At 68.6% G+C, this 13,565-nt stretch carries 10 protein-coding genes; 5 read left to right on the top strand and 5 right to left on the bottom strand.

Annotated features, from left to right (window positions below; all coding sequences use genetic code 11):
* Nucleotides 1-45: 45 nt before the first annotated feature.
* Entirely contained in the window at nt 46-2,745 is a 2,700-nt protein-coding gene (gene ppdK, locus MJ783_RS03005) for a pyruvate, phosphate dikinase (RefSeq protein ID WP_239308367.1), read from the bottom strand.
* Between the two features lie 435 nt (nt 2,746-3,180).
* Between ppdK and MJ783_RS03000 the strand changes: the two genes are divergently transcribed.
* The 4 genes from MJ783_RS03000 to MJ783_RS02985 all read left to right on the top strand — a co-directional run bounded on the left by MJ783_RS03000 (nt 3,181) and on the right by MJ783_RS02985 (nt 7,915).
* Entirely contained in the window at nt 3,181-4,281 is a 1,101-nt protein-coding gene (locus MJ783_RS03000) for a hypothetical protein (protein ID WP_239308366.1), read from the top strand.
* Nucleotides 4,281-5,525 carry a toxic anion resistance protein gene (locus MJ783_RS02995; protein ID WP_239308365.1) on the top strand — a complete coding sequence of 415 codons (1,245 nt, stop codon included), beginning with the start codon at nt 4,281-4,283 and terminating at the stop codon, nt 5,523-5,525. Before MJ783_RS03000 ends, MJ783_RS02995 begins: the two co-directional genes overlap by 1 nt.
* Before the next feature lie 71 nt (nt 5,526-5,596).
* The gene (locus MJ783_RS02990) at nt 5,597-7,168 is read left to right on the top strand and encodes a VWA domain-containing protein (protein WP_239308383.1); all 1,572 of its coding nucleotides are present in this window, start codon (nt 5,597-5,599) and stop codon (nt 7,166-7,168) included.
* A gap of 57 nt (nt 7,169-7,225) precedes the next feature.
* A complete protein-coding gene (locus tag MJ783_RS02985; protein ID WP_239308382.1) occupies nt 7,226-7,915 on the top strand; it encodes a hypothetical protein in 690 nt (229 codons plus the stop codon).
* Nucleotides 7,916-8,088: 173 nt separating this feature from the next.
* Here MJ783_RS02985 and MJ783_RS02980 read toward each other — a convergent pair whose 3' ends face one another.
* The 4 genes from MJ783_RS02980 to recO form a co-directional block, all read right to left on the bottom strand.
* Entirely contained in the window at nt 8,089-9,453 is a 1,365-nt protein-coding gene (locus MJ783_RS02980) for a glycine--tRNA ligase (protein WP_239308381.1), read from the bottom strand.
* Between the two features lie 175 nt (nt 9,454-9,628).
* On the bottom strand, nt 9,629-9,955 hold the full coding sequence (locus MJ783_RS02975) for an antibiotic biosynthesis monooxygenase family protein (protein ID WP_239308364.1): 327 nt from the start codon (nt 9,953-9,955) through the stop codon (nt 9,629-9,631).
* A 69-nt stretch (nt 9,956-10,024) separates the two neighbouring features.
* Nucleotides 10,025-10,843, bottom strand: a complete 819-nt coding sequence (locus MJ783_RS02970; RefSeq protein WP_239308363.1) for an isoprenyl transferase — start codon at nt 10,841-10,843, stop codon at nt 10,025-10,027.
* Between the two features lie 117 nt (nt 10,844-10,960).
* Entirely contained in the window at nt 10,961-11,692 is a 732-nt protein-coding gene (gene recO / locus MJ783_RS02965; protein ID WP_239308362.1) for a DNA repair protein RecO, read from the bottom strand.
* A 205-nt stretch (nt 11,693-11,897) separates the two neighbouring features.
* On the opposite strand from recO, the gene MJ783_RS02960 reads away from it, so the two are divergent.
* The coding region (locus tag MJ783_RS02960) for a S8 family serine peptidase (RefSeq protein WP_239308361.1) at nt 11,898-13,565 on the top strand (1,668 nt) is incomplete at its 3' end.

Genomic DNA, 13,565 nt, shown 5'->3' with positions numbered 1-13,565 from the left:
GCCGGTCGCCGGTCGCCGGTCGCTCTAAGATCCTGTGGACACGCCCTACCTGGCTTCCGTCTGTTCGGCACGGTCGAGGATGGCGGCCCGGCCGGCTTCCAGCCGAGCGATCGGCACCCGGAATGGCGAACACGAAACGTAGTCAAGACCGACCTGATGGAAGAAGTGCACCGAGTCGGGGTCTCCGCCATGCTCGCCACAGACGCCCAGCTTGATCTTCGGCTGGGCTGCGCGCCCCGCCTCGACCGCGATACGCACAAGCTGGCCGACTCCATCACGGTCCAGCGACTCGAACGGGGAGACGCCGAAGATCCCCAGGTCGAGGTAGCGGGAGAAGAAGGAGGACTCCACGTCGTCCCGGGAGAAGCCCCAGCCCATCTGGGTGAGATCGTTCGTGCCGAACGAGAAGAACTGGGCAGCCTCGGCGATCTGGCCCGCGGTCAGCGCGGCCCTCGGCACTTCGATCATCGTTCCGATCAATGCGGGAACGTCGACCCCGGTCTCGGCCGCAACCGTCCGCAGTACCTGTTCGGCCTGCTCACGGACGACCTCCAGCTCCTGGACCGTGGCCACCAGCGGCACCATGATCTCTGGGCGTGGATCTCCGCCAGCCTGGCGGCAGCGCACGGCCGCCTCGGCGATCGCTCGCACCTGCAAGGCGAACAGGCCCGGGATCAGCAGCCCCAGCCGCACCCCGCGCAGGCCCAGCATCGGATTCTGTTCGTGCAGCCGGCGGACCGCGGCCAGCAGCGAGGCATCACCGTCCGTCACTGGCTGGCCGGTAGCGGCGGCAACGCCCAGCCGTACTGAAAGCTCGGTGAGATCCGGGAGGAACTCGTGCAGTGGGGGGTCGATCAGGCGGACCGTGACGGGCAGCCCGTCCATCGCCGTGAAGATCGCGACGAAATCGTCCCGCTGGAGCGGGAGGAGCTCGAGCAGGGCGGCCTGTCTGGCCTCGTCGTCATCGGCGAGGATGAGCCGCTCGACCAGCTGCCTGCGCTCGCCCAGGAACATGTGTTCCGTTCGGCACAGCCCGATGCCTGCCGCGCCGAACCGGCGGGCCCGGTCGGCGTCGTCAGCGGTGTCGGCGTTGGCGCGCACGCCGAGCCGGCGGGCTTCGTCGGCATGGGTGATGATCCGGTGCACGGCGTCGACCAGCGGGTCGCTCCCGTCCGCCAGCAACGTCCCTTCGAAGTACTGGACGACCGGCGAGGGCACCACCGGCACCTCGCCGAGGTAGACGGCGCCGGAAGACCCGTCAATCGAGATCACGTCCCCCTCGCCGATGACGACGCCGCCCGGCGCGACCGCCCGGCGGGCCCGGGTGTCGACATCGATCTCCTCTGCCCCGCACACACAGGTCCTGCCCATACCGCGGGCGACCACGGCGGCGTGTGAAGTCTTTCCACCGCGCGATGTCAGCACACCCTGCGCGGCGATCATGCCGTCCAGGTCGTCGGGGGTGGTCTCCCGGCGCACCAGAATCACCGGTGTCCCGGCGGCCGCGAGCTCCACGGCCCGGTGCGAATCGAAGACGACCTGACCGACGGCCGCGCCGGGCGAGGCGTTCATGCCCTGGGCGATTTTCTCGACCGATCCGGCCAGCCCGAAGCGGGGGAACATCAGCTGGGCGAGCTGGGCGCCGGTGACCCGGGTCACCGCCTCGTCCATGCTGATCAGGCCCTGGTCCACAAGCTGGGTCGCGATCCGGAAGGCGGCGCCCGCGGTACGCTTGCCCACCCTTGTCTGCAACATCCACAGCTTGTTGCGCTCGACGGTGAACTCGATGTCGCACAGGTCCCGGTAGTGCTGTTCCAGGGTCGTCATTATCGCGAGCAGCTGCGCGTAGGCCGGTGGGTCGATGGACGCCAACGCCGTGAGCGGCAGGGTGTTGCGAATGCCCGCGACGACGTCCTCGCCCTGGGCATTCTGTAGGTAGTCGCCGTAGCTGCCCTGTTCACCGTTGCCCGGATCCCGGGTGAAAGCCACCCCGGTACCCGAGTCCATGCCCAGGTTGCCGAACACCATGGCAACAATGTTGACCGCGGTGCCGAGATCCGCCGGAATACGCTCCTGCCGGCGGTAGAGCCGGGCGCGCCCGCCGTTCCAGGAGTCGAAGACCGCGCGGATGGCGGAATCCAGCTGTTCCCGGGGATCCTGCGGGAAGTCCCGGCCGGTCTGGTCCCGAATTATCGTCTTGAAGGTCTCGGCCAGTCCCCGCAGGTCGGTTTCGTCGAGATCGAGATCGCTGGTGGTCGCCCGTGCCTTCTTCGCCGCGTCCAGGGCCTGGTCAAACAGCTCGCCATCCACGCCGAGGACCGTCTGGCCGAACATCGCCAGCAGGCGACGGTAGGAGTCCCAGGCGAAACGCTGCGAACCCGACTGCTTGGCGAGGCCCGCGACCGAGGCGTCCGACAGCCCGATGTTGAGAACGGTGTCCATCATCCCCGGCATCGAGAACTTCGCGCCTGACCGCACCGACACCAGCAACGGGTCGTCCGCCTGCCCCAGGCTCTTTCCCATCGCCTGTTCGAGGGAATGCAGATGCGCACTCACCTCGTCACGCAACGCATCGGGCTCTCTGCCATGCGCAAGATATTCGCGACACGCCTCGGTCGTGATCGTGAAACCGGGCGGGACGGGAAGGCCCATCTTCGTCATCTCGGCAAGATTGGCTCCCTTGCCACCAAGAAGATCCTTCAGCTCCTTGTTTCCCTGGTGGAAGTCGTACACGTAGATGACCATGGCTGCCCTCTCGTCTCCCGCCCCACGAACGTCCCCGCGGACCGCCGCCAAATCGACCGTGGCACGCCGCCCCGGCCCGCGTCAGGCCGCCGAAGGATCCGCGGCAGCCATCCCGACTTGTCGCCCAGTGGTTCGTCCGGTTGGCCCTGTAGTGGCACAGGAGGTTACCGCCCTACGCCGTCACAAGAGATGTTTAGCGAAACACTTCATCCAGTCGATATATTACTGTCAGCAACAAGAATATTACCGACTTGTCACTATAAAATGGTCCAAATATCATGAATACCGAATATCCGGTTGACAGCGGAGCGCGGAACGGGACTCGTCCGGACGCCGGGCCTCGCCGGCCGGGAAGCTGTCGGGTATGACACTTACGATCATGAAGCGCGCTGACATACTCGGGCCAACAGGCACGAAGAGGAGGAGGAAGACACCGTGCAGGGTCGCCGGGTTCTCGGGCTCGCGCTTGCCGGGCTGCTCGCGCTCGGCGTCGTCGCGCTGATCGTCGTCCCGCGGATCCGGTCCGGCCCCAGCGCGGGCACGACCAAGGTCCGCGCGTTGATCTCATCCGAGAAACAGTCCTACTTCGCCGACCCGGAGGTGGTGTCCGCCCTCGCGCGGGCCGGCTACAGACTTGAGATCACTTCCGCTGGATCGCGCGAGATCGCCACCACCCGCGATCTGTCCGGCTTCGACCTGGCGTTCCCGGCGGATGCGCCACAGGCGGACCGCATCAGGCACGACCGAAAGATCAACGCATCCTACGTACCCTTCTTCACGCCGATGGCAATAGCCACCTTCGCCCCGATCGCGACGCTCCTGACCGCGGCGGATGTCAGTAGCCGAGAGGGCGACCACAACCTGTTCGACATGCGTAAGTACCTCGATCTGGTGGCGAACGGCACCCGCTGGTCGCAACTGCCCGCAAACAGCGTCTACCGGACCGAGAAGTCCATTCTCATCAGCTCGACGGATGTACGGACGTCGAACTCGGCAGCCCTTTATCTGGCGATCGCCTCCTATGTCAGCAACGGTGGGAACATCGTCACCGACACCGGGACGGCCGACCGTATGACAGATCGGCTCGCGCCCCTGTTCCTCAAACAGGGCTACCTGGATGCGTCGTCCCAGGAGCCGTTCGACGACTTCCTGACCATCGGTATGGGCAAGACGCCGATGGTCATGATTTATGAGGCCCAGTTCAGAGCCCACCTGCTCGCCAAGGACGGCTCGCTGAGCGGTGACATGGTACTGATGTACCCGAATCCGACCATCTATGCCAAACACACCGTCGTCCCGCTCACTCCTGCCGGCGACGCGGTCGGGCGTCTGCTGACAACCGACCCGGAGCTCCAGCGTCTCGCTGTCCGGCATGGGTTCCGCACCGCGGACGTCGGCTATGGCCGGCAGTACGCCACCGAACGCGGCGCCAGCCCGCCACCGCAGCTGGTCAATATCGTCGAACCACCGAGCGCGGAGATATCCGAACGGATGATCGGTCAAATCGAGATGAAGTACCGGAAAGGGCCGGGTTGATGACCCTCCCACCACCCACCCTGCCGCCGGCCGCGGGCGACCCCGGCGCGCAGCTGGTCCTGGTGCCGCCCGCGCCGGTCGCGCCGGTCGCCCCGGAGCAGGCCGGACCCGCCGTCCCGATCAGCCCGGAGGCGGCTTCGCGGCTGGCTGGCCAGGCGGTGGCCTTCGCCGACGCGCTGGTCGGCATCGACCCGGCCTCGCCCGCCTTCACGGCCAAGGTCGCCGCCGTGCACCGGATGGGCGAGAAAGAGATCCGTGCCTCAGCCGCGGTGTCCAACCGGCTGCTGGACAAACCGACGCGGGCGATGAGTTCCGGTGCCTTCGACGCGACGTCGTCGGTGTCGACCTCTCTGGTTGAGCTGCGCAGGGTGGTCGGCGACCTCGACCCGTCCACGGTGAATCTGCTGGGCCCGAAAAAGCTGCTCGGCATGATCCCGTTCGGGAACCGCCTGCGGGACTACTTCGCCTCCTACCAGTCCTCGCAGGCGCAGCTGGACGCCATCCTGCATGCGCTACAGAACGGGCAGGAGGAGTTACGGCGAGACAATGCCGCGATCGAGCAGGAGAAGCACAACCTGTGGGCCACCATGGGCAGGCTGCGCGAGTACACCCAGCTCGCCTCGAGCCTCGACGCCGAGCTCGTCACCCGGATAGACCGGATCGAGGCCGGCGACCCGGAGCGGGCACGGATGCTCCGCGAGGACGTCCTGTTCTACGTTCGCCAGAAACACCAGGACCTGCTCACCCAGCTCGCGGTCAGCGCACAGGGGTACCTGGCCCTGGAAATGATCAGACGCAACAACCTCGAGCTGATCAAAGGTGTGGACCGGGCAAGCACCACGACCGTCGCGGCCCTGCGGACGGCGGTGCTCGTCGCGCAGGCCCTGGCCAACCAGAAACTGGTGCTCGACCAGATCACCGCGTTGAACGAGACCACCGAGCGCATCATCGTCGGTACCTCGGAGCTGCTGCGGCGGCAGACGGTGGAGATCCACGGGCAGGCGGCCTCCTCGACAGTGTCGGTGCAGGCTCTCCAGCAGGCGTTCGCCAACATCTACGCCACGATCGACACGATCGACGGCTACAAGGCCGCTGCCCTGGAGACCATGCGCACGACGGTGTCGGCCCTGTCCGAAGAAGTAGGGAAAGCCACCGCGTACCTGGACCGGGCCGCCGCGGCCGCTCCGGCCGAGATCGTCCCGGTAACGGCCGGGGAACTGGAGATCTCTGGCGGCGGGCCGTGACCGGACGCCGCGTCTCCTGCTGCCGGGCGCGCGCTGCCGCTCTGCTCGCCAGCTGCGCGGGCGCGGTGGCCATGGTGGTCATGACCGCCTGCGGCTCCACCCCCGCCACGCGGCCGGGAGCCAGCCCGGGACAGAGCGCCAGCCCGGGTAAACCGGGCGTGCTGCGGGTGCTCGCCGGCTCGGAACTCGCCGACATCGAACCCCTGCTCGGCGACTTGCGCGCGGCTACCGGCATCACGGTGAAACCGGTCTACGCCGGAACGCTCGACGCCACCGACAGAATCATCAAACATACCGCGGACGTGGACGCGGCCTGGCTGTCCTCTGACCGCTACCTGCGCCTGCTGCCCGGTGGCGCGACAGCGGCCAGCGCGCGCACGCCAACCATGACATCGCCGGTGGTCCTGGGCGTCCGGACCTCGCTCGCCACCCGGTTCGGCTGGACGGGGACCGCCAGCGTCACCTGGGCGGATGTCGCCGCGAAGGTCGCCACCGGCGAGCTGACGTACGCCATGACGAATCCGGCGGCGTCCAACTCCGGCTTCAGCGCGCTGGTCGGCGTCGCGGCCGCGCTCGCCGGGAAGTCAGACGCGCTCCAGGCATCCGACATCCGCACCGACGCGCTGACGTCGTTCTTCTCCGGACAGACGCTCACCTCAGGCAGCTCCGGCTGGCTTGCGGACGCCTTCGTCAATCGTCCCCAGGATGCCGACGGGATAATAAACTACGAGTCGGTGCTGCTGTCTCTGCAACGTTCGGGTCGGCTGCGCGAACCGCTCACGATCATTTATCCGAAAGACGGCATCATCACAGCCGACTACCCCATGCTGCTGCTCGACCCGGCTCGGCAGGACACATACAACCGGGTGGTGAACTGGTTACGCAGCCCAGCTGTCCAGCAGCGGCTACAGGCCGACACCAATCGCCGGCCAGCTGTCCCGGGCGTCGCGCTCGACCCGCGGTTCACCGCGACCGCCCTGGCCGAACTGCCCTTCCCCGCCACCCAGGCGGTCGCCGACGAGCTGCTCACCTCCTATTTCGATCATTTTCGCCGGCCATCACACGCGATCTTCGTACTGGACGTGTCCGGCTCCATGGCCGGCCAGCGGCTGGCCGACCTGACATCCGCGCTGACGGGGCTCGCCGGTGCCGATACGTCCTTGTCCGGCCGGTTCACCCGGTTCCGTGGCCGGGAAAAGGTTACGCTTGTGACCTTCAACGGCGCGGTCGTCGGGGCACGCGACTTCACCGTGACAGCCACCGAGGCGTCCTCACCCGATCTGGCCGCGATCCGCTCGTATGTCGCCAGCCTGCACGCCGAGGGGGGAACGGCCATCTACTCCGCGCTCGCGGATGCGTACCGCCGGGCGGCCGACTCGATCGCCAGGGAGCCCGGCTACCTGACATCGATCGTCCTGATGACGGATGGCGAGAACAACGCCGGTCTGTCAGCCAGCCAGTTTCGCGCCAGCTACCGGGGCCTGCCCCCGGCCGCGCAGGCTGTCCGCACGTTCTGCGTCATCTTCGGCGAAGCCCGTCCGGACGATCTTCGCTCGATCGCCACCGATACCGGTGGCGCGGCCTTCGACGCGCGGGCGTCCTCGCTGGCCGACGTGTTCAAGGACATCCGTGGCTACCAGTGACGCCGGGCCCAGTATGCCCGCCGGTGGGCCCGTTCCCGGTCGGAGCTGCTGGTGGTGATGCCGCTCCGGCTACCGCGGCCGGCCCCACCACCGGCGCCGCCTGCCCGTGGGCGCCGGGAGAAGGCGCTGGCCTGGATGGGATCGCTGAAGAACATCGCCGGCTGCACCGGTGCGCTCGGCGGGCTTGGGCTGACCGCCGCCGGTGTGGTCGGGTCACCGCAGTGGCCGCTGGTCGTTGCCGCGCTGTACGCGGTCGGCGCGCTGGTCGCGCCGGCCCGTCGCCTGGTGCCCGCGAGTACCCAGCCGAGCGCCGCCGAACTGCGCACGGTCGTCGACGCCCAGCTGCGGGCCCTGGCTGGACAGGCGCCGGCCGAGGTCACCGCTGCCGCGGACCGGGTCGCCGCCGCGCTGCGCGAGGTACTCGACCGCCCGCACCTGTTGCGGGCCGGTTCGCCCGAGACGTTCGTGGTCGTGCGGACCATCGCCGACTACCTGCCGACCGCGCTGGAGGTCTACCTCGGTCTGCCCGCGCAGTACGCCGAGACACACCGGTTGGACGACGGGCGCACACCGCGCCAGGTCGTCATCGACCAGCTCGGTCTGCTGGAAGCGGGCATCCGTGACGTCACCGAGGCAGCCGCGGCCGGGGACACCGCGCAACTGCTGTCGCACGGCCGTTTCCTGGCCGACCGGTTCGGGTCGAGCGACCTCGAGCTGCCGGCCCGGTCACCGCAGCCACCGGTGTGACAGCTGCCGTGCGGGCGGCTCGCGGTCCGGCCGGCGGCACGTACACCGCTGGTGGGATGCAAACACGGCCGTCGGCTGCCCCCGGCGACACATCATCCCCGGGGAGCGAGCGCCGCGGCATCAACCGGCATCAACCGGCATCAACCGGCTCAAGCGGCATCAATGTCAACCTGTCAGCAGGGGCCGAGGCGGGTGTTGAGATAGGACACCGCCTGGTCCATGGCCACGCGCTCCTGCGCCATCGTGTCCCGCTCCCGGATCGTGACGGCGCGGTCCGCCAGTGAGTCGAAGTCGACCGTGAGACAGAACGGCGTGCCGATCTCGTCCTGCCGGCGGTACCGGCGCCCGATCGCGCCGGCATCGTCGAAATCGACGTTCCAGTGCGTACGCAGCTCGGCGGCAAGGTCGCGGGCGACCGGCGACAGATCAGCGTTGCGCGACAGCGGGAGTACCGCCGCCTTGACCGGGGCGAGCCGGCGGTCCAGGCGGAGCACGACCCGGCGGTCCACCCCGCCCTTGGTGTTGGGCGCGGTGTCCTCGGCGTAGGCGTCCAGCAGGAACACCAGGGTGGCACGGTCCACCCCGGCCGCGGGCTCTATCACATACGGGGTGTACCGGACGCCGGTGGCCTGCTCGAAATAGGTCAGATCCGCGCCGGACGCCTTCGCGTGCACGGTCAGGTCATAGTCCGTGCGGTTCGCGATGCCCTCCAGCTCACCCCATTCCAGCCCGGCGAAGTTGAACCGGTACTCGATGTCGACGGTCCGCTTCGAGTAGTGGGAGAGCTTCTCCTTCGAGTGCTCGAAACGGCGCAGGTTCTCGTCCCGGACGCCCAGGTCTCGGTACCATTTCATCCGCTCGTCGATCCAGTAGTCGTGCCAGGTCTCGTCCTCGCCCGGCGGGACGAAGAACTCCATCTCCATCTGTTCGAACTCCCGGGTCCGGAAGATGAAGTTTCCCGGGGTGATCTCGTTGCGGAAGGACTTGCCGATCTGACCGATGCCGAACGGCGGCTTGCGCCTGGCGGCCGCCTGCACGTTCGCGTAGTTGATGAAAATGCCCTGGGCTGTCTCCGGCCGGAGGTACGCCAGGCCCGACTCATCCTCGACCGGCCCCAGATAGGTCCTGAGCAGGCCGTTGAACATCCGCGGCTCGGTGAACGTGCCACGCGCGCCGCAGCTGGGGCAGGCGACCTCGGTGAGCGCGGCCGGCGGCCGGCCGTGCCTGGCCTCGAACGCTTCCTGGAGATGGTCGGCACGGAACCGCTTGTGGCAGGTGAGGCACTCGGTCAGCGGGTCGACGAAGACCTGCACGTGCCCGCTGGTCTCCCAGACCTCGCGTGCGAGGATCACACACGAGTCGAGGCCGACCACGTCCTCGCGGCCCTGGACCATCGCCTTCCACCAGGCGCGCTTGACATTGTTCTTCAGCTCCACCCCGAGCGGGCCGTAGTCCCACGACGCCCGCAGGCCACCGTAGATCTCGCTCGAGGGGAAGACCAGCCCACGGCGCTTGCACAGACTGACGATGGTGTCCATACGGTCGGACGCACTGGCCACGTGGGCACTCCCTTCCTATCACCCAGCATCATCGGTGACGCTGGGCGGTCGCATCCTGCGTACACCCGCGCCAGGTGGGGATCAGGCGCGCAGGTACCGATCAGGCAGACAGGTGCCCAGCGTACGGGCCGCGGGCCGAGCTGAAGCAGAGAGGTCAGGCAAGATCCGATGCCCGGCGCACAGCGCCCGCGACGCCGTCATGGGCGAGCAGTACCTCGAACGCGCCCGGCTCATCGACGGCGTAGACCATCAACGGCGTCAGCTCCAACCGGACAGCGAACGCCGACACCGCCCGGCGCCAGGCGCCTGCCCCGTCCCACTCGGATGTGATCACCCACAGCCCGGAATCGTCCACGGCACGGCCCAGCCGGGCCCAGCGATAGCCACGCTCACCGGCGAGAGCGGCCAGGACCCGTTCCGCACGCTCGCGGAAGGCCTCGGCCTCGCCAACCGGGACCCGCAGCCGCATGACAGCAAGCACCGCACGGTTCTATCAGTTCGCGTCCGTCCGGCCGCGGGCCGCCCGCCAGACCGCCGCCCGCCAGAGATGTCACGGCACCACCGAGCGGGCTCCCGACGGATGGCCCACGACCCCGCCGTACCGGCGGTCCCGTTTGGCGAAATCCTCGCAGGCTGCCCACAGGTCGCGACGGTCGAAGTCAGGCCACAGCCGCTCGACGAACAGGAACTCCGCGTAGGCTGCCTGCCAGAGCAGGAAGTTACTCAGCCGCTGCTCCCCCGACGTACGGATCAGCAGGTCGACATCGGGCATCTCCGGCTCGTCGAGATAGCGGGCGACGGTGTTCTCGTCGATGCGGTCCGCTCGCAGCCGGCCGTCACGGACATCGCGGGCGATGGCGGCCGCGGCATCGGCGAGCTCAGCGCGCCCGCCGTAGTTCACGCACATCGCCAGCGTAAGACGGTCATTACCGCGGGTGCGCTCCTCGGCCGCCTCCAGCCGCCGGATGACGTTGCCCCACAGGCGGGGCCGCCGGCCGGCCCACCGGACCCGTACTCCCAGGGAGTCCATGTCGTCGATGCGCCTGCCGAACACCCCGTCGGTAAAGCGCATCAGGAAGGCGACCTCGTCCGGCGAACGCTTCCAGTTCTCCGTGGAGAAGGCGTACACCGACAGCCACCGGACTCCCAGCTCGATCGCGCCCTCCACGCAGTCGAAGAGGGCCTCCTCACCGGCCTCGTGGCCCTTCGTACGCGGCAGGCCACGCATTTTCGCCCAGCGGCCGTTGCCATCCATGACGATGGCAACATGCCGCGGGATCAACGCGGAAGGAATCTCCGGCCGGCATGCGCCGGAAGGATGCGGGTGCGGCTCACGGAACCGTCCGGCTCTCCCGTTACGTCGATTCACCGGACACCTCCCTTCTACCGCCAGCCAACGGTAGCGCGATCATTGTCCCTCCCGCGCCCACAAACATCATCGACGCATCTTCGTCGAGTGCGCCACCCACGACACGCCCAGCCCGGTTCACACCCGCTCCAGGTGGGGCAGCGCGCGTAAGCCGTACTCGAGATGCCACTGCAGGTAGGCCGCGACGCAGCCACCAGCCTCACGCCGGGTGCGGACCTCGCTCGCGTCGGCGGCGGCCCAGTCGCCGGTGAGCAGGTCGGACAGCAGCCGCACGGCGGCCAGGGACATCGAAGCCGCGCCATGCGGTCGGCACTGCGGGCACACTACGCCTCCCGCCGACACGGAAAACGCCTGGTGGTGCCCTTGCGCGCCGCAGCGCGCGCACGCCTGCAACGCCATTGCGTAACCCGAGACGGCCAGGGCGCGCAGCAGAAAGGCATCCAGGACGAGACCCGGCGCACGCTCACTCTGGGCGAGGGTACGCAGACCGCCGACCAGGAGCAGGAACAGCCGCATGGCCGGTTGACGTTCCTCACCGGTCAGCCGTTCGGCCGTTTCCAGCATGACAGCCGATGCCGTGTGCCGGGAGTAGTCACCAGCGATCACCGCGCCATAGGGGCTGAGGATGTCGGCCTGCGTGACGGTGTCGAGGGAGCGCCCCTCATGCAGCTGGAGGTCGACGTAGGTACCCGGTTCCAACCGGGCGCCGAAGCGGGACGATGTGCGCCGCACCCCTTTGGCCACCGCGCGTACCCGTCCCGTCCGCCGGGTCAACACGGTGACGATGCGATCGGCCTCCGCGAGCGGCGTCGTTCGCAGGACAACGCCTTCATCACGGTAGACCGGCACCCACCCATGGTTGCACGCATCCCGGTAAGTGGGCAGGACACGGTCCCCTCGGGCCGATCGTGACATGCCACCGCCCGGTGGGCGGGCTGGCTGGCGGTGGTCCGTTCGCCCGCCGACCCGCGATGCGATGCGATGCCTGCCCGCTCCCGGCCACCACACTCTGCAATAGTTACTTTCAGCATCCGTAAAAGAACCAGGAGTAATAATGCTGGCGGTGCGGGAACGACTGGTATGTAGACGACTGGTATGTATCAGCGAAAAAATGACGGTTTTCCACGTGGCTCTCGCCTTAATTGTGGCCCAGGCCCACATCGCCACGGCCACGGCCACGACCACGGCCACGGCCACGGCCACCCAGACCGTCACCGTCTATCTCACCGCGCCCGACCCGGCCGGCCTGGACCGCCTCGCGCGGTCGGCCGCCGGGACAGTCACCGGATCTCCGCAGGACCGGGCCGCCCGGCTGAGAGCGTTTCTGCCCTCGCGGGCAACCCACGACACGGTCGCGAACAAGCTTGACGAACTGGGCCTGCGCGTGATCAAAAGCACGACATGGAGCGTCACCGCCAGCGGCGAGGCAGGCCATCTCCGGCAGCTGTTCGGCAGCGCCCGGCGCTCTCGTCCCACTCTGCGCTACGCGCAGAGCCTGCCAACCGTCCCCCCGTCCCTGTACGGCCTCGTCTCGGTCGCCGTTGGCGGTGACGAGATCCGGCCGGCATTGCGCCCCCTGGGCACACCGGCGGCCACGACGGTGCCGGCCCCTGCGCGCACCGCCGCGGCCATCCCGGCGAGCAGCGGCTATACCGGCGCTGACCTGCGTACCGCCTATGGCGCCCCGGACGGCCACCGCGGCGACGGCGGACCGGAGCCGACCGTCGCGAGCCTTCAGCTGTCCGGTTGGGACTCCGCCGACCTGCGGGCCTACGCGGCGGCAGCGGGCATACCCGACCCGGTCATGAACGGGCGTTACACAGCGGTCAGCGTAGGGCGCGAACCCGGCTACGACCCGGCCCGGGACGGCGACGGGGACAGCGAGGTCGCCCTCGGTCAGGAGGCGCTGCTGGCGGTTGCGCCCACTGCGCGTCAACGCGTCTATTTCGGCCCCAACACCGACCAGGGCTTCCTCGACATCCTCGACCGGGTCCGCGCCGACGCCGCCGATCCGGCGGCGAACCTGGTGGCGTTCAACGTCTCCTGGGGGCTGTGCGAGCCGCACAACAGCGCAGCCTTCGTCAGCACCGCCGAGACGCTGCTGGCGGCGATCGCGGCCGCGGGCGTCACCACCTTCGCCGCATCCGGCGACAGCGGTTCCGACGACTGCGGCAACGGCACCGCCACCGCGAGCTATCCAGCGTCATCACCGTCAGCGATCGCGGTAGGTGGCACGAGCATGCTCCACCCGGCCAGCACAACCGTATCGGAAACGGCCTGGGCCGGCTCTGGTGGTGGATGTTCGACGCTGTTCGCCCGACCAGGCTGGCAACCGGCCACCAGCTGCGCGTCACGTGCGCTGCCCGACCTCGCCATGGATGCCGACCCGACAACCGGCTTTGCCGTCTATGATCGCCGCTACTGGGAAAGCCACGGCGGCACGGTCACACCCGGTTGGCTGCGCTTCGGTGGCACCAGCCTCGCCGCACCCGCCGCCGCCGGGATGCTCGCGGCCGTGTGGGCGTCGGGCGGGCAACGCTCGGGCGGGTACGGCGACATCCACGACCAGCTGTACCAGGCACCCGCCGCAGCATTTCGGGACGTCATCACCGGGGGCAACGGCGCCCACAGCGCCACGGCCGGATTCGATCTGGTCACCGGACGTGGCGCTCCGCTGTGGAACAAGCTTGCCGCGGCGCTCGTCAGCCGGCCCCTGGGCCTA

Source organism: Protofrankia sp. Cj3 (assembly GCF_917627355.1).
Classification (GTDB): Bacteria; Actinomycetota; Actinomycetes; order Frankiales; family Frankiaceae; genus Protofrankia.
The sequence above is the reverse complement of the archived record's forward strand: the minus strand, read 5'-3'. Positions and strand labels throughout refer to the sequence as shown.

Excerpts from the sequence above, each read along its gene's own strand:
- ppdK (WP_239308367.1), bottom strand. The coding sequence starts at position 2,745 with ATGGTCATCTACGTGTACGACTTCCACCAGGGAAACAAGGAGCTGAAG.
- MJ783_RS02990 (WP_239308383.1), top strand. The coding sequence starts at position 5,597 with ATGGTGGTCATGACCGCCTGCGGCTCCACCCCCGCCACGCGGCCGGGA.
- MJ783_RS02980 (WP_239308381.1), bottom strand. The coding sequence starts at position 9,453 with ATGGACACCATCGTCAGTCTGTGCAAGCGCCGTGGGCTGGTCTTCCCC.
- MJ783_RS02985 (WP_239308382.1), top strand. The coding sequence starts at position 7,226 with ATGCCGCTCCGGCTACCGCGGCCGGCCCCACCACCGGCGCCGCCTGCC.
- MJ783_RS02995 (WP_239308365.1), top strand. The coding sequence starts at position 4,281 with ATGACCCTCCCACCACCCACCCTGCCGCCGGCCGCGGGCGACCCCGGC.